Source organism: Saccharopolyspora oryzae, from assembly GCF_027853915.1.
In the GTDB taxonomy this organism is placed as follows: domain Bacteria; phylum Actinomycetota; class Actinomycetes; order Mycobacteriales; family Pseudonocardiaceae; genus Saccharopolyspora; species Saccharopolyspora oryzae.
Genome location: NZ_JAQGLA010000033.1, coordinates 1 through 18,218 on the forward strand (window position 1 = coordinate 1; position 18,218 = coordinate 18,218).

Below are 18,218 nucleotides of genomic sequence, written 5' to 3' on the forward strand. Positions count from 1 at the left end.
TCCCGACACGCCGACACCTGTGGACAAGTCGTCCTACCTGTGGAGAACTTCCGCAAATTCAATGGAAATCGGAGGTCCGATTTCCATTGAATTTGCGGGACTCCGGAGGTGACCTGGGGGTTCAGTCGCGGTTGGGCAGTGGGAGGGGGATGGTGGCGTGGACTCGCCAGCCGCCTTCGGGGCGGGGGCCGGCTTCTAGGGTTCCGCCGTAGACGACTGCTCGTTCGCGCATGCCGATCAGGCCGTTGCCGCCCGAGGCGAGGTCGCTGGGGAGGGGCTTGCCGACGTTGATGATCTCGATGTCGACGTGCTGGCCGTCGTTGGTGGCCCGGACTTCGGCCTTCGCCCCGGTTCCGGCGTGCTTGACCACGTTGGTCAAGGATTCCTGCACGATGCGGTAGACGCTGAGGCCGATTCCCGCCGGCAACGTGGTGAAGTCGCCGGTCAGCTCCAGCGAGGTGGTGACGCCTAGACCGCGCACCCGGTCGACCAGGTCGTGCAGGTTCGCTGCGGTGGGCTGCGGGATGCGGCCCGGGTCGTGCTCGTCCGGGTTGCGCAGCACGCCGAGCAGTCCGCGCAGCTCGTTGAGCGCGTCCCGACCGGTGCTGCTGATCGTCTGCATCGCCTTCTCGGCGAGTTCCGGCTTCTTGCTCAGGGCGTAGCTGGCGCCGTCGGCTTGCGTGACCATCACGCTGACCGAGTGCGCCAGGACGTCGTGGATCTCCCGCGCGATGCGGTTGCGCTCCTCGGCGACGGCGATGCGGGACTGCTGGTCGCGCTCGAACTCCAGGTTCCGCAGCCGCCGCTCCACCTCGGCGAGGTACGCGCGGCGGGCCCCGATGAACTCGCCCAGCACCCAGCAGAAACCGCCCAGCATCACGAAGAACACGAGCTGCACGATGAGCAGCTGCACCAAGTTGTCGGTCGTCTCCAGGCCGCTGAACAGCTGGATCAGGAACAACGCGCCGACCAGCGCCGTGTACAGCGACGCGATGCGCCGGCTCGTGTAGGCGACCAGCGTGTAGATCATCATGCACGGGATCAGGGTCGCTATGAACGCGTCCTCACGCGCCAGCGCTAGGAGCGCTACCCCGAGCAGCACCGCGTAGGCCGACTGGACCGGCCAGATTCGCCGGACGGCGACCGGTGCGGTCAGCACGAGACCGATCGGGATGGCCAGCCAGAGCGCCAGGTGGTTGGTGTTCTCCACCTCGTTGCCCGACTCCCCGATGTAGAGGAGCAGCAAGAAGGCGGCGACCGCCCCGTCGCCCACCACTGGATGCGCCTGCAGCCACAGGCTCAGTTTCCGCACGCGCCCGAGCCTAGAGCGGCCCGACCTGCGGTGACGTCATGCCAGCGGCTCGAATCGCATCCACCTGTGGTCGTACGTGTGCCCCCGTCGGGCGGGGGCTGCGTGGCAGGATGTAGCAGTTGACATCCGCGTCGAAAGGTCCGCGTTGAGCACCGCACCCGAGCAGCACTGGCCAGGCCCGCTGTCCGCTGCGGTCGCCCGGTTGTGCACCGGTCTGCAGCCGCAGGTGTCCGAGCAGACCGCGGCCGGTTTCGCGGAGGTGCTGCGCCGGCTGTCCGCGCCGCTGCAGGTGGCCGTCGCCGGGCGGATCAAGTCCGGCAAGTCGACGCTGGTCAACGCGCTGATCGGACGTCGGGTGGCACCGACCGACGTGGGCGAGTGCACCCGGCTGGTGACCCGCTTCCAGTACGGCACGGTGGACCGCGTCGAAGTGATCTTCCGGGATGGCAGCAAGCAGGCGGTGCCCTTCGACGCCGACGGCGGCATCCCCGCCGACCTGGGCGTGGACATCGACGAGGTCTCGCACCTGGAGGCCTACCTGACCAACGCGGTCCTGCGCGACCTGACGGTCATCGACACCCCGGGCCTCGGTTCGCTGGACGCCGCTTCGGTGGCGCGCACCGAGGAGCTGCTGGGCGCGGGCAAGGACGGGGGCGACGACCTGGATCCGGTGTCGCGCAACGCCGTCGCCGGGGCCGAAGCCGTGCTGTACGTGGTCACGCAGGGCGTTCGCGCTGATGACGAGCACGCGCTGGCGTCGTTCACCGCTGCCACCGCCAGCCGCGAGGCCGGGCCGGTCAACGCGATCGCGGTGCTGAACAAGGCCGACACCATCGAGGCGAGCACGGTCGACGGCGCCGACGACGACGTGTGGAAGGCCGCCACGCTGCTCGCCGGCAAGCAGGCCGACCTGCTCAAACCGAAGGTCGCCGACGTGCTGCCGGTGATCGGGCTGCTCGCCGAGACCGCGGAGTCGGGCGGGTTCACCGCCAACGACGCCGAGGCGTTGCGCGAGCTGGCGAAGCTCGACGAGGCGACCCGCGAGACGCTGCTGATGTCGGCGGACCTGTTCACCAGCTGGGAGTGCGACGTCCCGGCCGGCACCCGCAGCCGACTGCTGGAGCGGATGGACCTCTACGGGATCCGCTGCGCGCTTGAGGCCATCGACGCCGAACCGGAGATCACCGCGGGCTCGTTGCGGCGGCGGCTGCTGGACTCCTCCGGGCTGGCGTCGGTGCTGAACCGGCTGGACGTGGTGTTCCGCGCGCGGGCCGACGGGATCAAGGCCGCGGCCGGGCTGGCGTCGGTGACCGCGCTGTCGCACACCTCCGGTGATCCGGGGGAGCGGCAGCGGGTGCACGACGCGATCGAGGTGCTGCTGGCCAAGCCGGAAGCCCACCAGCTGCGCGTGCTGGAGGCGTTGACGCTGGTCGCGGCGGGTGCGGTGGCGATGCCCGCGGACCTGGCCGAGGAGGTCATGCGGGTCGGCAGCAGCAACGACCCGGGTGAGCAGCTGGGGCTGGCCGGTCGTCCGCGCAACGAGCTGACCGACTACGCGCTGGAGCGGGCGAACTGGTGGCGCTCGTTCTCCTCGTTCGGCGCGACTCCGGCGCAGAGCCGCATCGCGCACGTGGTGCACCGGGCGTACTTCCTGCTGTGGCAGCAACTGCGGTCCGGGTGATCACGGTGTGGGGTCGACAGCGGCGGAAGAATTCACCGGAAAGTGGAACCGAGCAGGTGTCCGCTCCGTCCGATACCGAAGAGGGCAGTTCGGACGTGGAGTTGGGGACAGACATGATCGCTGCCGTGACCGCGGATCCGCTCGACCAGGCGATGGCCGAGCGCGCGACCCTGATCCAGCTTTGCATGTACGCCCTGGACAGAGCCCGGAGCACGGGTGTGGTGGAGCGCCTGACCGAGGGCATGAGCGCGATCGGCGTGTCCTCGCTGCGCCCCGACGGTTCCCGCTTCGACCCGGCGCTGCACGAGGCTGGCGGCACGCTGCCCACCGACGACCCGGCGCTGGACGGCGTGATCGCGGAGACCGAGGTGCTCGGCTTCGCCGACCGCGACCGCATCCTCCGCGCCCCGGTCGTCACCGTCTACCAGCTCCGCAAACCCTGACGTTTTGCCTGCTCAGGACTCGTGAGCACTTTGGGGTGCTATAACGCCCCAAAGTACTCACGATTCCTGACCAGCGGCGATGGCCGTTCAGCTGAAATGCGGAAGTGGTTTCCCGGGTCGGGTGGGTTCGGGGAGAATTCGCTGGTTCGACCGGATCGCGGGAAAGGAGCTGGGCGCGCATGACGGCACCCGGCGTTGCGGTGGCTGCGGCACTTCCGCAGCAGGTCAAGCAGACCAGGGAGAAGCTCACCACGCTGCTCCGGGAAGTCGACCCGGACGCCGCCGAGTGGGTCGAGAAGGTTCGGCGCGGCCGCCCCAAGACGCCCAGCGTGGTCGTGGTCGGCGAGACCAACCGCGGCAAGAGCTCGCTGGTCAACGCGATGCTGGCGCATCCGGGTCTGTCCCCTGTGGACGCCGAGGTGGCCACCGCGACCTACCTGCAGTTCGAGCACGGCGAGCAGTGGGCGGCGCACGCCTGCTACCCGGGCCAGCAGGACCCGGTGCCGTTCGACCTGGCCGAGCTGGCGAACTGGACCAGCGTGGGCCGCGAGCTGCCGGACGGCCAGCTCCCGCCGCGGTACGTGCGGATCACCGCGCCGGTCGACGCGCTGGCCAAGGTCACCGTGGTGGACACGCCGGGCGTCGGCGGGCTGGAAGAGGTGCACGGCGAGCTGGCGATGGAGGCCGCTGCTTCGGCGACCGCGCTGCTGTTCGTCGTCGACGCCTCCGCCCCGTTCACCCGCGGTGAGCTGGAGTTCCTGCAGAAGGCCAGCGAGCGGGTCGAGACCGTGGTGTTCGCGCTGGCCAAGACCGACCAGTACCGCGGTTGGCGGCAGGTGCTGGAGGAGAACCGGAAGCTGCTGGTCGAGCACGCGCCGCGGTTCGCCGAGGTGCCGATCTTCCCGGTGGCGGCGCGGCTGCAGGAGATGTCCGCGAAGGCGCCGAGCGAGCAGGCCGCGGCGATGCTGCGGGAGAAGTCCGGCATCGAGGAGCTGCGCAGCGAGCTGGAGCGGCTGATCGGCGGCCGGTCGGCGATGCTCGGCGAGGCCAACACGATGCGCGCGCTGTCCACTGTGCTCGGTGAGCAGGTGGTGAGGCTGGAGGGCGAGAAGCGCGCGCTGACCGTCGGCGAGGACGAGGCGGAGTCGCTGCGCGCCCGTCGCGACGAGCTGAACACCGCCCGGCGCTCGTCGACCCGCGGCTGGCAGGTCAAGCTGCGCGGCGAGATCCAGCGCACCCGCGTGGAGACCAACCACGAGGTGACGCGCCAGGTCCGCGAGGTGCAGAGCTGGTTCCGGCGCGCCATCGACGGTGCCGACCGCCAGAAGCTCCAGGAACTTCCCCGCCAGGTGGACGTGGCACTGCAGATGGCCTCGACGCGCGTCGCTGCGGCCCTTTCCGCGCGGCTGGCCGCGGTCGCCGAGCAGTCGTTGAAGGAGCTGTTCTCGGCGGAAGAGCTCGACGTGATCCGCTCGCAGTTCGCCCGCGGCGCTCAGGCGCCGATCGCGATGCGCCCGCCGGACAAGCGCCCGCCGACGGCGGAGGACAAGCTGCTGGTGTTCATGGGCGTGTCCGGCGGTCTCGGCGTGGGGCGCGCGGCGGCGATGCCGTTGGCGGGTTTGGGGGTCGCGGCGCTGAACCCGGTGGTGCTGCCGGTGACGATCGTGCTCGGCCTCGGCGCGGGCTGGTGGATGGCCCGGACCCGCAAGCACGCCGCGGACAAGCAGCACATGAAGCAGTGGCTGACCGAAGCGATCGCCGACGCCCGCTCGGCGCTCGACCAGCTCGTCGCCGAGCAGCTCATCGAGGCGGAGCAGCAGCTCTCGCTGGCCCTGGACGAGGCGCTGACCAAGCGGATCGAGGCAATCGAGTCGGAACTCCGCGAGGTCGACAAGGCCCTCAAGATGGACGCCGCCGAGCGCAGCCGCCAGCTCCAAACGGCCAACCGCCGCCTCGCGGAAGTCACGGCCGGCCGCGAACGAGCGGAAGCGCTCCTCAACAGCATCCGCAACCTCCGCGACACCGCCGTCTGAGCAGCTCAAGCGGGGTTCGGAGGGCACTCATCGCCCTGTCCCGCCGCCGGAGCGCGCGTCATCGCTTGGCGGAGTTGGGCGGCGTTGCGGTATCGGCGATCTGCCCAGGCTTGGCCTGCGGTCAGCATGAGCAGGAAGAAGAGCGCGCCGGCGCCGTAGAACACAGCTGCGCCCGCGTTGCCGTTGCGAATCTCCTGCACCACGAGGAAAGCACTCAGAACGGCGAGAACCGAGAACACGACGGTGGCCAACTTCTTCCGCCGGGCGACGGACAGCGCCTGCTCGGCGAGTTGCGCGGCGAGAGCGTTCGTCGCCGGATCGGCGCCCAGAACGCCTTTGTTCACCAGCTGTTGCGCAGCACGCATCCGCACCAGGTCGGTGTCCGGTGGCAGCGGCCCCATCCGCCGGAAGAGCTTGACCAGGAACACCGCCATGACACCGGCCCACAGACTTCCCACGATGACGACATGGAGCGCGAGGACGAACCACGGCAGCTCGACGCGACCGCCCGGTGCCAATGCCGAGATGAGCCCGACCAGCAGTCCACCGATCGAGCAGCTCAGCGCCGCATAACGCTTGGGATTGTTCAGCGCGTACAGCCGCACCCGCTGCAGGACGTACCGGTCCACGACCATGTGCCCACCTATCGCTCCACGACGCCGAATGGCAGATCCTATTGCCAAAAAGGCTTGGCGCGGAGCCATTTCTCCTGCTCAGGGCCCGTGAGTACTTTGAGTCGCTATAGCAACCCAAAGTATTCACGGGCCCCTGAGCAGGAGAAACCGAGCTTCCGCCAGGCCTACGCCCGGTCGAACCGCTCAGCACGAACGGCAGCGAGGAAAGCCCGCCACTGCTGCTGATCCACGGCTAACAGCCCGCCGTCGCGATCCTTCGTGTCCCGCACCCCGACCTCATCAGCACCGAGGCCGACCTCGACGCATTCGGTTTGGGTTCCGGAGAAGCTGGACTTCCGCCATGCCGTGAACTCGAATGTCATTGTTCCTCCAGGTCATCTACGTAAGCCGCGATCAGGTCCGCAGATCCGGAAGGGCTGAGCGCCTTCGTCCGAAGGGTATCCGTGATCTCGCAAAAGTCTTTCGTGTCCGCGACTTCGTCCAGGAACTGACTTGAGCGGCGATGCTCCAGATGAACGATCGGATCCGCTTTCTCGAACTCGTAGATGACGTGCGAGCCGTCTTGGCCGATGTGCCCGCCAAGCGCGAAGGGCAGCACCTGAACAAGGATGTTGTCCGCCTTCACCGCGGCCAAGATCTGCTTGAGCTGCTCCGCCATGGCAGGAGGACCGCCCACCGGCCTCCGAAGCACGGCTTCATCAAGGATCACCAGCAAGTCCACGGGATCTGCACGCCTGAGGATCTCCTGACGCCGCATTCGCACGTTCACCAAGGTTTCGATCTGCGCTGAAGAGACGCCGCCAGACTCGAGGACTGCCCGTGCATACGCTCTCGTCTGGAGCAGTCCCGGCACTCTGTTCAACGCGACCATGCTGATCCGAGTGGCTTCGCGTTCGAATTCGAGCAGGGCGGCGAGTTGGCGCGGGATGCCGTTGTCGCCAATTTCCGTCCAGTTAGGACGGTCTGCGTCCTTGGCCAGCTGGATAAGTTCTCGGCGGCGTTTGCCGGTCACGTTGTAGATGGCGAGCATGGCGCCGAGGTCTTCGGCGCTCGGCACCTTGTCTCCGCGTTCGATGCGGCTGATGGTCGAGCGCGAGAAGCTCAGCCGCTCTTCCAGCGCTCGGACCGTGAGTCCGGCTTCCTTCCGCAGTTCTCGGAGTTCCGCGCCAAGTCCGCGCGCCTTCGCGGTGATCGCCATGTGTTCACTCTAGATGACCAATTGATCACTCAAAGTGGGCAACTGGCTTGTCTTTGAGACAAAACCAGTCCAGCTTTGTCACAGAGACAGAGGAGGACGGGATGCTCGAAGCGGCTGGGGTGGATTGGTTTTGGCGGCCCGTGGGAGTTGGGCGGCACGCGTTCGGCGTCGCCGCGAAGCGCGCTGAGCCGCACGACTCAGTCACGTCGTTCTGCGGTGTCGAGGTCGAGGCGTGGAAGGTGCAGCGGCTTCCGCCGGAGTCGGAGTGGATCGACCAGGACACCTGCATGGACTGCTGGGTGCGGATCAGCGCCCGGTGGTCGTGAGTGCGTAACAGTGTTCGAACACTGTTACGCACCCACGACCATATCTGACCTGCGCAAACGCGCGACTGGGCGAAGGAATGGGGACGAAGGATGTTCTGGCTTCAGGTGAGCACTCTGGTGTTGGTGAACGTGCTGATCGCGAGCATGTTGTTCATTCGGCCTGCTCGGGCCCAGCACGGCGGGGCTGGGGACGGGGCATTGAGCGTGTGGCAGCTGATCGACGAGGTCGAGAGCGAGAGACAACGACAGGACGAAGGCACCGGGCGTCACCGCATATCCGCTGAAACGCTCGCTCGGCTTCAGACCTGACGTCCGCACCAGACGGGCCCGGCCGCTTCCCCTCCCCGCGCCGGGCCGCATGGTGGCCGGGCGCTCCGCGCCCCCGACCCGGCGCCCGGCCACTCATGAACTCCGCTCCAGCGCACGGCCCCGCGCCGGTCAGCTGGCCGACTGCTCCGCAATCTTCCGCACCGGTCGATCGGGTGGGGAGGGCCAGGTGCTTCTCCGGCGGAACCGGTGACCTCTACCCTGCGTCATAGGTCTTGCAGTGATCCTGGTTGAGGGGTGGCGACGTGTACATCGAGGAGCAGGGGGCGGGCGACGGTGACATCAAGGTCACCGTCGAGGGCGACGAGTACACCGCCGAGGCCAACTACGACCTCGACGGCGACGGGGTGGACGAGACCGTCGCGGTGATGACCGACGACGGCTACGTCGCCTACATCGACGAGAACCACGACGGCCAAGCCGACGTCATGCAGACGATCAACCACGACGGCACCGTCGTCGACCAGGCCCGGTACGACGCCACCACCGGCAAGTGGACCGGCGAAGCCCCGCAGCAGCACCCCGGCGGGGTGGATCCGCAGCAGGACCACGGTCCGGCCATGGTCATCGACACGCCGCAGGGCGACATGCAGGTCGGGCCCGCCACCGAGGACACCAACTCCGACGGCATCGCCGACACCGCCGTGGTTCCGAAGGACGACGGCGGCACGATGCTGGTCACCGACGTGGACGGCGACGGGTCCGCCGACCAGGTCGTGGAGATCAGCCAGAACGGCGAGGTCACCATCTCGCACCACACCGGCGACGGGCAGTGGACCGTGGTCGAGCAGGGCCAGGTCAACGGCGACGGCCAGTACGCGCCGAACCCGGCGGCCGGGGCCACCGACGACGCGACCTGGACCTTCGACCAGCCCAGCGCGGGCGGCGGCGGCCAGCACGCCGGTGGGGCGCAGGCCTCCGGCGCGGCCGGCGCGAAGGGCGCCCGGGCCGACTCCGACGACGTCTGGGGCTGACCCAGCACCCCCTCGACACCCCGCAGAACCCGCCCGGTGGATCCGTCCCCGGGCGGGTTCTGCGCTTCCGGCACGTCCTGGCAACCGCCATTCAGCCGATGCCCCCGGTTAACCCCGCGTTCGCACCCGTGTCCGGTTCGCCGGAAATTCTGGTTTTCCAGGGCGGTTCGACGACGAAACTTCCGCCGTCGCGAACCGAAAGATCCCAACTGAATCGATTCCCTTATCGTTCTTGTGAGAGAACGAACAGGGCTGATCTCCATCGTGCGGCGCTGTCCCCGCTAGCCTCGGTGCATCCCTTTTAATTTCGCCCGGCCCTCGGGCAGGCGAAGCGTTCCCACAAACGTCGGTGCACCGCCGCCGGCGACAAGTCCGGGCTGTGGCGCCCAGTCAGGAGAAACGACGCGATGACCGCATTGACCATTCCCGGTCTCGACCAGGCACCGACCAAACACGAGCGCCTGCTGTCGTGGGTGCGTGAGGTCGCTGAGCTGACCACCCCTGACCGGGTGGTGTGGTGCGACGGCTCGCAGGAGGAGTGGCAGCGCCTGACCGACCAGCTGGTCGAGGCAGGCACGTTCACCCGCCTGGAGAAGAAGCCGAACTCGTTCTACGCGGCCTCGGACCCGTCGGACGTGGCGCGCGTCGAGGAGCGGACCTACATCTGCTCCGTCGAGGAGAAGGACGCCGGGGTCACCAACAACTGGATGGACCCCAACCAGATGAAGGCCACCATGACCGAGCTCTACCGGGGCTGCATGCGTGGTCGGACCATGTACGTCATCCCGTTCTGCATGGGCCCGCTGGACGCCACCCCGCCGAAGCTGGGCGTGGAGATCACCGACTCCGAGTACGTCGTGGTGTCGATGCAGATCATGACCCGGATGGGCGCGAAGGTCCTGGAGAAGCTGGGCGAGGACGGCGACTTCGTACCCGCGCTGCACTCGGTGGGCGCGCCGCTGGAGCCCGGCCAGCAGGACGTGCCGTGGCCGTGCAACGACACCAAGTACATCACCCACTTCCCCGAGGAGCGGATGATCTGGAGCTACGGCTCCGGTTACGGCGGCAACGCGCTGCTGGGCAAGAAGTGCTACTCGCTGCGGATCGCCTCGGCGATGGCCCGCGACGAGGGCTGGCTGGCCGAGCACATGCTGATCCTCAAGCTCATCTCGCCGGAGAACAAGGTCCACTACGTCGCGGCCGCTTTCCCCTCCTCGTGCGGCAAGACCAACCTGGCGATGCTGCAGCCGACCATCCCGGGCTGGAAGGTCGAGACCCTCGGCGACGACATCGCGTGGATGCGCTTCGGCGAGGACGGCCGCCTGTACGCGGTGAACCCGGAGGCCGGCTTCTTCGGCGTCGCGCCGGGCACCGACGAGCACACCAACCCGAACGCGATGCGCACCATCGAGCAGGGCAACTCGCTGTTCACCAACGTCGCGCTGACCGACGACGGTGACGTCTGGTGGGAGGGCATGGGCGGCGAGACGCCCGCGCACCTGACCGACTGGAAGGGCAACGACTGGACGCCGGACAGCGACGTCAAGGCGGCGCACCCGAACTCCCGCTACTGCACGCCGATGTCGCAGTGCCCGATCCTGGCGCCGGAGTGGGACGACCCGAAGGGCGTGCCGATCTCGGCGATCCTGTTCGGCGGTCGCCGCAAGACCACGGTTCCGCTGGTCAACGAGTCGTTCAACTGGCAGCACGGCGTGTTCATGGGCTCCACCATGTCGTCGGAGACCACCGCCGCCGCCGCTGGTCAGGTGGGCGTGGTTCGCCGCGACCCGATGGCGATGCTGCCGTTCCTCGGCTACAACGTCGGCGACTACCTGGCGCACTGGGCGAACCTCGGCAAGGACGCCGACGCCACCAAGCTGCCGAAGATCTTCTACGTGAACTGGTTCCGCCGGGGCGAGGACGGCCGCTTCCTGTGGCCGGGCTTCGGGGAGAACTCCCGCGTGCTCAAGTGGATCGTGGACCGGCTCGAGGGCAGCGCCGCCGCTCGGGACACCGCGATCGGCCGGGTGCCGACCGCCGCCGAGCTGGACCTCGACGGGCTGGACACCCCGGCTTCCGACGTCGACGAGGCCCTCAAGGTCGACGTCGAGGAGTGGAAGGCGGAGCTGCCGCTGATCGACGAGTGGTTCGCCACCATCGGTGACGCGCTGCCGAGCTCGATGCGCGACGAGCTGGAAGCGCTCAAACAGCGTCTCGGTAACTGACCGAGCGACCCCCGGACGGGTGGTTTTGGCGGGGCGACGTGGGAAGCCCCGCCGCCACCCGTCCGGAGCGGACGGCTAGATGAAACGTGCGCAATCGTGCGGCGTTTCCCCAAGGAACGTGAGGTTCTTTCGGGGAAACGCCGTTTTTTCGTTCCGGCCAGGTGGATCTACGCAGCCAAGTGGAGTAAATCCGGGAATCCCAAACGATCAGCAACCCGACGGACACTTGGTGCGTCCCAGTGTTAACCGCCGAGAAAAAGGGCGCCGAACCGAGGGGGTGTGTCATGGTCAACCTGGCCATGCTGGCGTTGTCCCTGATCGCGGTCGCTGCGGTGTTCCTCGCGCTGCGAACCGAGGACGACGAGCCCGGCGAGTCCGAAGCCGGCGAGATCGACCCAACCAGCCGGGACCGGGTCCGATTGGCAAGCCGTGCACAACTGCCATGACCCGAGAGCAAGTCTCCTGCGGGCGGTGAGCTGACCGGGCTCACCGCCCGCAGGCTTTTCACGCACCACGTCGCGTGGCGAAATTCAGTTCGTAGTCCGGGAGTTCGAGGTCGCCGGTGACGTCCTTGCCCAGCTGGAGCATCCGGTTCAGCAGGAATTCGTTGCCCATCATCAGGTTCCGCATCCAACCGCCGAACCGCCCCGGCGCCAGGAACTTCCCGGCCCGGTCGCCGCCGACCTGGCAGCCCTGCGCGTAGCCGCGGAACCTCGACTCGTAGCGCGCGAAAGCGGCCCGGTGGTCGCCGTCCGCGGCGACCAGTTCGCCGGCGAGCACGTAGGAAGCGACGATCGCGCTCCCGGTGCCCATCCCGCCGAGCGTCGCGCCGCAGGCCGCATCGCCGACCAGCGCGACTCGCCCGCGCGACCAGCTCTCGACGTCCACCCGGTTGATCGAGTCGAAGAAGAGGTCGTCGGCGGACTCCAGCGCCGCCAGCAGGCGCGGCGCCTCCCAGCCCACTCCTGCGAAGGCCTTCGCGATCAGCCTGCGCTGCTGGTCGACGTCGTGGCGGTCGTAGTCGAGCCGCGGCGACTTGAAGACCGCGAACGCACCCGCCCGCGCGGGGTCCCGGCGGTCGACGCCGACGGAGATCAAGCGGTCCGGCCGGTTGTGGCCCAGCGAGCCCGGCGGCAGGGCGCGGTAGTTGGGCAGTCCCCAGGTCGCGACGTAGTAGCCGAGGTGGCTGACGAACCGCTCCTCGGGGCCGAAGACGAGGCGCCGGACTCCGGAGTGCACGCCGTCCGCACCGATCACCAGGTCGAACGAGCGCTGAGCGCCGGAGGCGAAGGTGACGTCGACGCCGTCAGGCCCGTCGACCAGGTCCACGACGCGGTCGCCGAAGACGTACTCGGCGACGTCCGCGCTGTGCGCGTGCAGCACTCGCGAGAGGTCTTCCCGGAGCACTTCGAGGTCGCCGCCGGCGAATTCCGCGGGCAGTTCGAGCAGGGTGCGCTCGCGGTCGTCGACGAAGGTCATCGGGCTGCCCCCGGTCTGGACCTCCCGCAGATCGGCCAGGACCCCCATCCGCTCCAGCACGCTCAGGTGCAGGTCGCCGCGGAAGTCCACGGCCGCGCCGCCGGTGCGCAGCGCCGGAGCGATCTCCACGACGGTGACCTCGAAGCCGCGGCGACCGAGCCAGCAGGCCAGCGCCGGGCCCGCGACGCTCGCTCCCGAGATGAGAACTCTTCCTCGCATGTCCGCTCTCCCCATATCTGTATCCGACGGAAACAGTTAATTTCTGTGTACCATAGACACAGTTCTGCGGTCCGGGCAAGGAGGATTCCGGTGGAAGGCGATCGAGCAGGCGGTTTCGGAGTCCTGTGGGGCGCCCGGCGAGCGCCGCGGCGCGGCCCCAAACCTGCGCTCAGCCTCGAACGCATCGCCGGCACTGGCATCGAGCTGGCCGACGCCGAAGGACTGGCCGCGGTCTCGATGCAGCGCGTCGCCGCCGAGCTCGGCTTCACGAAGATGTCCCTCTACCGCTACCTGCCGGGCAAGGCCGAACTCGTCGCGCTGATGGCGGACCTCGCCATGGGGCGACCGCCGGAGCTCGGCGGCGGCTGGCGCGAACGGCTCGACGCGTGGGCCCGCGCGCTGCTGCCGCGGTTCGTGCAGCACCCCTGGACCCTCGAAGCGACCACCGGCCAGCGCATCCCCGGCCCCAACGAGCTCGCGTGGATGGAAGCGGCCGTCGCCGCGCTCGACGGCACCGGCCTGCGCGGCAGCGAGCGGATCGACACCGTGGTCGTGCTGGTCGGGCACGTCCGCGGCATCGCCCAGCAGGCCGCGGCAGCATCCGACGGACGCCCCGAGCAGCAGCTCAGCTCGAGCATGGCCGAGCTGCTGCGCGAGCACGGCGCCCACTACCCGGCGGTCACCGAGGCGATGGCCGACACCGACGGCCACGACCAGGCCCTGGACTTCGGCCTCGCCCGCATCCTCGACGGCCTGGCCGCCCTCATCGCGACCCGCTCGGTCTGACGAGGGGTGGGTCAGCGCTTGATGGCGCCGGCGAGGTTGAAGGCGCCGCCGAGGGATCGGGAGACGACCAGGTAGAGGACGATCACCGGGGCCGTGTAGAGGATCGAGTAGGCCGCCAGCTGGCCGTAGGCGATCAGGCCGCCCTGGCCGAAGAAGGTGAACACGCCCACCGACGCCGGTTGCTTCGCCGGGTCCAGCAGGAGGACGAACGGGACGAAGAAGTTCCCCCACGCCGTGATGAAGGTGAAGATCGCGACCACGCCCATGCCCGGCACGATCAGCGGCAGCACGATGGTGCGCAGCGCCTGCATCGCCGACGCGCCGTCCACCCACGCCGCTTCCTCCAGGCTGATCGGCACGCCGTCCATGAAGTTCTTCGTCATCCAGATCGCGATCGGCAGCGAAGTGGCGGCCAGGAACAGCGTGCTGCCGAACATCGAGTCGATCAGCTCCAGCTGCACGAACATGCTGTACACCGGCACCATCACCGCGGTGATCGGCAGTCCGGAGGCGAACAGCACGACGTACAGGAACGGCCGCCGGAACCGCAGCTGGTAGCGCGACAGCGGGTACGCGCACAGCACTGCGGCCACCACCGAGATCAGCGCGGCGCCGCTGCACATCAGCAAGCCGTTCCACAGTGGACGGCCGCTCTGGTCCCAGCTGAGCACCTGCGCGAAGTTGTCCAGCGTGAACGACTCGGGCACCTTCGCGGTCAGCGCGGCATCGGCGTCGAAAGCCGCTGTGAGCAGCCACAGAAGCGGCGCGAGGAACGCCAGCGCGACGACCGCGAGGACCAGGTGCACGACCACCGCCACCGAACGCCGCCGAGCGACCGTCACCGCGACCATCAGACTCCATCCCCCCGGGAGTCCGGGTCTCCTAGGCTCTTGGCGTACACCGCGGCGAACAGGCCGCCGATCAGCAGCAGCACCAGCGAAATCGTCGCGCCGTAGCCGATCTCGTGGAACTCGAACGCCGAGTCGTACATCAGCAGCGGCAGGGTCTGCGTCGCCGCGTTCGGTCCGCCCGCGGTCACCACGTAGATCAGCGTGAACAACCCGATGGTCTGCAGGGTGATCAGCATCAGGTTGGTCAGCACCGACCGGCGGATGATCGGCAGCGTGACGTGCCAGAACCGGCGGAACGGCCCGGCGCCGTCCACCTCGGCGGCCTCCGCCAGATCGCTCGGCACCTCGGACAGCGACGCCTGGTAGACCAGCATCGAGAACGCGGTGCCGCGCCAGACGTTGCCGAGGACGACTGCGAGCATCGGCAGGCCGTAGAGCCAGTCCCGCGGTTCGAGACCGACACCCACCAGCAGGTTGTTCAGCGTGCCCTCGGAGTTGAGGAACGCGTAGATCGCGAACGCGGCGACCAGTTCCGGCAGCACCCACGCCGAGACCACCACCGTGCCGACGATGGTGCGCAGCCAGCGGTTCCGGTGCTGGGTGAGCACCGCGATCAGCATGCCCAGGCAGTTCTGCCCGATCACCGCCGAACCGACGGTGAACACCACGGTCAGCCAGGCCGACCGCCACAGCGCCGGATCGCTGAACAGGCGCCGGAAGTTCTCCAGCCCGACGAACTCCGGCTCGGTGGCCGCGGCACCGGTCAACGCCGCGTTGGTGAACGAGACGTAGACGCTCCACAGGATCGGTCCGGCCACGAACAGGCCGAGCAGCAGCACGGCCGGCGCCATCGGCACCAGCCACCGCCGCACCCGCACCGCCATCAGCCCGCCCTGGTACTGGCCGGCCCGACGATCCGCGAAACCTGCTGCGCCCACTGGTCGGCGACCTCGTCCGGCGGTTTGCCGGCCACCACGTCGAGCACCGACTGCTGGATCTGCTGGGAGACCTTCGGGTACTCCGGCAGCGCGGGCCGGTAGTGCGTGTTGTCCAGCAGGCCGATCCAGAACTCGTTGAGCGGGTTGGCCCCGAGCACCCGCGGATCGGCCGCGGCGTCCTCGCGGGCCGGGAGGTTGCCGCTGGCAGTGGCGTACTCGACGACGTTGTCCTTGCTCATCGCCTGCGCGATGAACTCGAACGCGTCGTCCTTCTTCGCGCTGGACGAGCTGATCGCCAGCGTCCAGCCGCCGGAGAGCGTCACGGTGCCCGGAGCCTGGCCGTGCTGGGTGGGCATCGGCGTGGCCGACATGACCTTCGCCCAGTCCTGCCAGCCGGAGTCCCGCCAGTTGCCGGAGGCGAAGCTGCCGTCCAGCCGGATGGCGACCTCGCCGTCCCGGACCAGCTCGTCGCGCTGCACCTTGTCGTACTGCGCGTCGGCTATCTGCGCCTTGCTCTGGGTGAGCCCCTCGGCCAGCGCGGTGGACAGGAAGCCCATCGCGTCGGCGAAGCCCTTGCTCGGCGCGATCCACTTCTGGCCGTCGTGCAGGGTGCCGGTTTCGGTGCCGTACAACAGCATCTCCACCGTCTGCATGCTCACCGACTCGCCCTCCGCCTTGCCCAGCGCGAGGTCCAGCGCGATCGCGCCCGGGCGCTGCTTCTTGACCTGCCGGGCAGCGGCGAGCACGTCGTCCCAGGTGCGCGGGCGCCAGTCGGCGGGCAGCCGGACCTGGGCGAACAGCTCGCGGTTGTACCAGAGCCCGCGGGTGTCGGTGTCCAGCGGAACGCCGTAGGTCTTGCCGTCCTGCGCCTTGCCCGCCTGCTTGGTGGTGTCGATGTAGTGCTCCCAGTCCGGCCATTTCGCCAGCCGGTCGTCGAGCGGCTCGAGGTAACCGGCCGCGACGTCGGAGTTGACGTTGAAGCTGTCCTCGTAGAGCACGTCGGGCGCGGTGGACGGCGACCGCATCCGCAGCTGGAGCTTGGACAGGTACTCGCCTTCCGGGGCGACCACCGGGTCCAGCTTCACCGTCTTGCCCGGGTGTGCCTGCTCGTACTGCTGCTTGACCCGCTGCATCCACTGGTCGACCTGCAGCGTGTTGCCGTAGCGGTGGTAGGCGACGCTGATCGTGTTCGGGTCGTCGGCGGCGCCGCCCCCGCAGGCGGCCAGCGACAGACCCAGCGTCGCGGTGATGAGCACGGACATCGCTCTGCGCCGTTGCATCGCGGCCCTCCTGCCAGCAGTGGTTGCGCACGGCTTGAGATCCGGATCACACTTCGGGTAGTTAATTCCATTCGTTGGAACAAGTCAACGCCACCCCGACGAGGAGCGTTCATGGCCAAAGCGTCCTGGCAGGGCACGAACCTCCCCCGGGTGGGTGGCTTCAACCGGGCCGTCGTGCTCGACGCGATCCGCCGCCGCGGCGAGATCAGCCGCGTGGAGCTGGCCCAGCGCACCGGGCTGACCGCGCAGACGATGTCCAACATCGTGCGGGCGCTGATCGAGGACGGGCTGGTCACCGAGAACGGCCACGCGCCGTCGACCGGCGGGAAGCGCCGGGTGCTGCTGAAGATCGCGCCGGACGCCTACTCGTCGGTGGGCCTGCACCTCGATCCGGAGCGGATCACCGGAGTACTGCTGGACATGGCCGGCGGCGTGCGGCTGCGCAGCACGCGTCGGCTGCCCGACGACGCTTCACCGTCCGCCGTCGCCTCGGCGCTGACGCGGACGCTGCAGCAGCTCGTGCGTCGTTCCGGGGTCGACGAGGACCGGGTGCTCGGCGTCGGGCTCGCGGTGCCGGGACCGCTGGACGCGGCGCACCGGCAGGTGCTCTCGCCGCCGAACCTGACCGGGTGGGGAACGGTGCCGCTGGCCGACATCGTCGCGGAGCGGGCCGGACTCCCGGTGGTGATGGACAACGACGCGACGGCCGCCGCGATCGGCGAGCGCTGGGCCGGCGGTGAGCACCGCGAGGGCTCGTTCGTCTACGTCCACTGGGGAACCGGGGTGGGCATCGGCGTGGTCCTCGACGACCAGGTGCACCGCGGTGTCAGCAACAACGCGGGCGAGATCGGCCACCTGAGCAGCGGCGGCGGACGCGGATGCCATTGCGGCAGAAGGGGATGCCTCGAAGCGCACTGCTCGATCCGCGCGATCGTCGCGGACTGGCGATCAGCCGGCGGCGGTGATGGCGAAGCACCGATCGCGCAGTCCTACGAACAGCTCTGCCGCCTGGCCGCGGGCGGAGATGCCTTGGCGGGCAAGGTCTTGCGCGCGGCGGCGACGAAGCTGGGCCAGGCGCTGGCGTCAGTGGTCAGCGTCCTCGACGTCGACAGCGTGGTGCTGGGCGGACCGGCGCTGCGCCACGCCTCCGACCTGGTGCGCACCCAGGTGTCGAAGGTCCTGACCAAGCACGTGTGGGCCCACGAAGTCCGCCCGGTCCAGGTCGCGCCCGCTCTGATCGGCGAAGACGCCGGAGCGGTAGGAGCGGCGTCGCTCGTGCTCGACCGCGCCTACTCACCCCACCTGGCCACGCTCCTGGGGCCCTGAAAGCAGGAACTACCGCTTCCCCTCGCACGCAGATCGACGTCCTGAGCCGCGCGTCACCGGCGGCGGCCCTTGCCCTTGCCCTTGCCGCCCGAGTCCCCGGCGTCGTCTGCCATCTTCGGGTAGTAGGTGCCTTCGTTCGCCTTGCCCGCGCCGGGACGGGCGATGTCGAGGTGTTCCTTCAGCCC

18 protein-coding genes are annotated in these 18,218 nt (G+C 68.9%); 10 read left to right on the plus strand and 8 right to left on the minus strand.

Features of this window, described 5'->3' with window-relative positions; all coding sequences use genetic code 11:
* Positions 1-121: 121 nt before the first annotated feature.
* Positions 122-1,312, minus strand: a complete 1,191-nt coding sequence (locus tag OU415_RS20105) for a sensor histidine kinase (protein WP_270950445.1) — start codon at positions 1,310-1,312, stop codon at positions 122-124.
* A 145-nt stretch (positions 1,313-1,457) separates the two neighbouring features.
* Between OU415_RS20105 and OU415_RS20110 the strand changes: the two genes are divergently transcribed.
* The 3 genes from OU415_RS20110 (at position 1,458) to OU415_RS20120 (ending at position 5,469) form a co-directional block, all read left to right on the plus strand.
* Complete coding sequence (locus OU415_RS20110; RefSeq protein WP_270950446.1) at positions 1,458-2,993, plus strand: dynamin family protein; 1,536 nt, start codon at positions 1,458-1,460, stop codon at positions 2,991-2,993.
* 113 nt (positions 2,994-3,106) lie between these two features.
* Positions 3,107-3,436, plus strand: coding sequence for a nucleotide exchange factor GrpE (grpE, locus tag OU415_RS20115; protein WP_270950447.1), 330 nt, complete (start codon positions 3,107-3,109; stop codon positions 3,434-3,436).
* Positions 3,437-3,615: 179 nt separating this feature from the next.
* Positions 3,616-5,469 carry a dynamin family protein gene (locus OU415_RS20120; RefSeq protein WP_270950448.1) on the plus strand — a complete coding sequence of 618 codons (1,854 nt, stop codon included), beginning with the start codon at positions 3,616-3,618 and terminating at the stop codon, positions 5,467-5,469.
* Positions 5,470-5,474: 5 nt separating this feature from the next.
* Here the strand turns inward: OU415_RS20120 and OU415_RS20125 are convergent, their stop codons facing one another.
* From OU415_RS20125 to OU415_RS20135, 3 genes are all read right to left on the minus strand, one after another.
* A complete protein-coding gene (locus OU415_RS20125) occupies positions 5,475-6,104 on the minus strand; it encodes a hypothetical protein (protein ID WP_270950449.1) in 630 nt (209 codons plus the stop codon).
* 164 nt (positions 6,105-6,268) lie between these two features.
* Complete coding sequence (locus tag OU415_RS20130; RefSeq protein WP_270950450.1) at positions 6,269-6,466, minus strand: DUF397 domain-containing protein; 198 nt, start codon at positions 6,464-6,466, stop codon at positions 6,269-6,271.
* Entirely contained in the window at positions 6,463-7,302 is an 840-nt protein-coding gene (locus OU415_RS20135) for a helix-turn-helix domain-containing protein (RefSeq protein WP_270950451.1), read from the minus strand. The genes OU415_RS20130 and OU415_RS20135 overlap by 4 nt, the downstream gene beginning before the upstream one ends.
* A 101-nt stretch (positions 7,303-7,403) precedes the next feature.
* Here OU415_RS20135 and OU415_RS20140 point away from each other — a divergent pair, with 101 nt between their 5' ends.
* The 5 genes from OU415_RS20140 (at position 7,404) to OU415_RS20160 (ending at position 11,600) form a co-directional block, all read left to right on the plus strand.
* Positions 7,404-7,628 (plus strand): hypothetical protein, encoded by a 225-nt coding sequence (locus OU415_RS20140; RefSeq protein ID WP_270950452.1) that lies wholly within the window; start codon positions 7,404-7,406, stop codon positions 7,626-7,628.
* 90 nt (positions 7,629-7,718) lie between these two features.
* Positions 7,719-7,937, plus strand: a complete 219-nt coding sequence (locus OU415_RS20145; protein ID WP_270950453.1) for a hypothetical protein — start codon at positions 7,719-7,721, stop codon at positions 7,935-7,937.
* A gap of 263 nt (positions 7,938-8,200) precedes the next feature.
* Positions 8,201-8,929 (plus strand): DUF6802 family protein, encoded by a 729-nt coding sequence (locus tag OU415_RS20150; protein WP_270950454.1) that lies wholly within the window; start codon positions 8,201-8,203, stop codon positions 8,927-8,929.
* 407 nt (positions 8,930-9,336) lie between these two features.
* Positions 9,337-11,154: a phosphoenolpyruvate carboxykinase (GTP) gene (locus OU415_RS20155; protein ID WP_270950455.1), complete on the plus strand. Its 1,818-nt coding sequence runs from the start codon at positions 9,337-9,339 to the stop codon at positions 11,152-11,154.
* Positions 11,155-11,438: 284 nt separating this feature from the next.
* Entirely contained in the window at positions 11,439-11,600 is a 162-nt protein-coding gene (locus tag OU415_RS20160) for a hypothetical protein (RefSeq protein WP_270950456.1), read from the plus strand.
* Between the two features lie 58 nt (positions 11,601-11,658).
* Here OU415_RS20160 and OU415_RS20165 read toward each other — a convergent pair whose 3' ends face one another.
* Positions 11,659-12,852: an FAD-dependent monooxygenase gene (locus OU415_RS20165; protein ID WP_270950457.1), complete on the minus strand. Its 1,194-nt coding sequence runs from the start codon at positions 12,850-12,852 to the stop codon at positions 11,659-11,661.
* Between the two features lie 90 nt (positions 12,853-12,942).
* Here OU415_RS20165 and OU415_RS20170 point away from each other — a divergent pair, with 90 nt between their 5' ends.
* Entirely contained in the window at positions 12,943-13,638 is a 696-nt protein-coding gene (locus OU415_RS20170) for a TetR/AcrR family transcriptional regulator (protein WP_270950458.1), read from the plus strand.
* 11 nt (positions 13,639-13,649) lie between these two features.
* On the opposite strand, the gene OU415_RS20175 is transcribed toward OU415_RS20170, so the two are convergent.
* From OU415_RS20175 to OU415_RS20185, 3 genes are read right to left on the minus strand one after another with little or no spacing between them, the layout of a single operon-like run.
* Positions 13,650-14,489 (minus strand): carbohydrate ABC transporter permease, encoded by an 840-nt coding sequence (locus OU415_RS20175; protein ID WP_270950459.1) that lies wholly within the window; start codon positions 14,487-14,489, stop codon positions 13,650-13,652.
* Positions 14,489-15,427, minus strand: coding sequence for a carbohydrate ABC transporter permease (locus OU415_RS20180; protein ID WP_270950460.1), 939 nt, complete (start codon positions 15,425-15,427; stop codon positions 14,489-14,491). Before OU415_RS20180 ends, OU415_RS20175 begins: the two co-directional genes overlap by 1 nt.
* Positions 15,373-16,707, minus strand: a complete 1,335-nt coding sequence (locus tag OU415_RS20185; RefSeq protein WP_270950461.1) for an extracellular solute-binding protein — start codon at positions 16,705-16,707, stop codon at positions 15,373-15,375. The genes OU415_RS20180 and OU415_RS20185 overlap by 55 nt, the downstream gene beginning before the upstream one ends.
* A gap of 111 nt (positions 16,708-16,818) precedes the next feature.
* Between OU415_RS20185 and OU415_RS20190 the strand changes: the two genes are divergently transcribed.
* The gene (locus tag OU415_RS20190; RefSeq protein WP_270950462.1) at positions 16,819-18,033 is read left to right on the plus strand and encodes an ROK family transcriptional regulator; all 1,215 of its coding nucleotides are present in this window, start codon (positions 16,819-16,821) and stop codon (positions 18,031-18,033) included.
* Positions 18,034-18,218 lie beyond the last annotated feature (185 nt).

Coding starts and splice junctions, on each gene's coding strand:
- OU415_RS20120 (WP_270950448.1), top strand. CDS start 3,616: ATGACGGCACCCGGCGTTGCGGTGGCTGCGGCACTTCCGCAGCAGGTC.
- OU415_RS20160 (WP_270950456.1), top strand. CDS start 11,439: ATGGTCAACCTGGCCATGCTGGCGTTGTCCCTGATCGCGGTCGCTGCG.
- OU415_RS20135 (WP_270950451.1), bottom strand. CDS start 7,302: ATGGCGATCACCGCGAAGGCGCGCGGACTTGGCGCGGAACTCCGAGAA.
- OU415_RS20125 (WP_270950449.1), bottom strand. CDS start 6,104: ATGGTCGTGGACCGGTACGTCCTGCAGCGGGTGCGGCTGTACGCGCTG.
- OU415_RS20140 (WP_270950452.1), top strand. CDS start 7,404: ATGCTCGAAGCGGCTGGGGTGGATTGGTTTTGGCGGCCCGTGGGAGTT.
- grpE (WP_270950447.1), top strand. CDS start 3,107: ATGATCGCTGCCGTGACCGCGGATCCGCTCGACCAGGCGATGGCCGAG.
- OU415_RS20190 (WP_270950462.1), top strand. CDS start 16,819: ATGGCCAAAGCGTCCTGGCAGGGCACGAACCTCCCCCGGGTGGGTGGC.
- OU415_RS20185 (WP_270950461.1), bottom strand. CDS start 16,707: ATGCAACGGCGCAGAGCGATGTCCGTGCTCATCACCGCGACGCTGGGT.
- OU415_RS20175 (WP_270950459.1), bottom strand. CDS start 14,489: ATGGTCGCGGTGACGGTCGCTCGGCGGCGTTCGGTGGCGGTGGTCGTG.
- OU415_RS20130 (WP_270950450.1), bottom strand. CDS start 6,466: ATGACATTCGAGTTCACGGCATGGCGGAAGTCCAGCTTCTCCGGAACC.
- OU415_RS20165 (WP_270950457.1), bottom strand. CDS start 12,852: ATGCGAGGAAGAGTTCTCATCTCGGGAGCGAGCGTCGCGGGCCCGGCG.
- OU415_RS20145 (WP_270950453.1), top strand. CDS start 7,719: ATGTTCTGGCTTCAGGTGAGCACTCTGGTGTTGGTGAACGTGCTGATC.
- OU415_RS20155 (WP_270950455.1), top strand. CDS start 9,337: ATGACCGCATTGACCATTCCCGGTCTCGACCAGGCACCGACCAAACAC.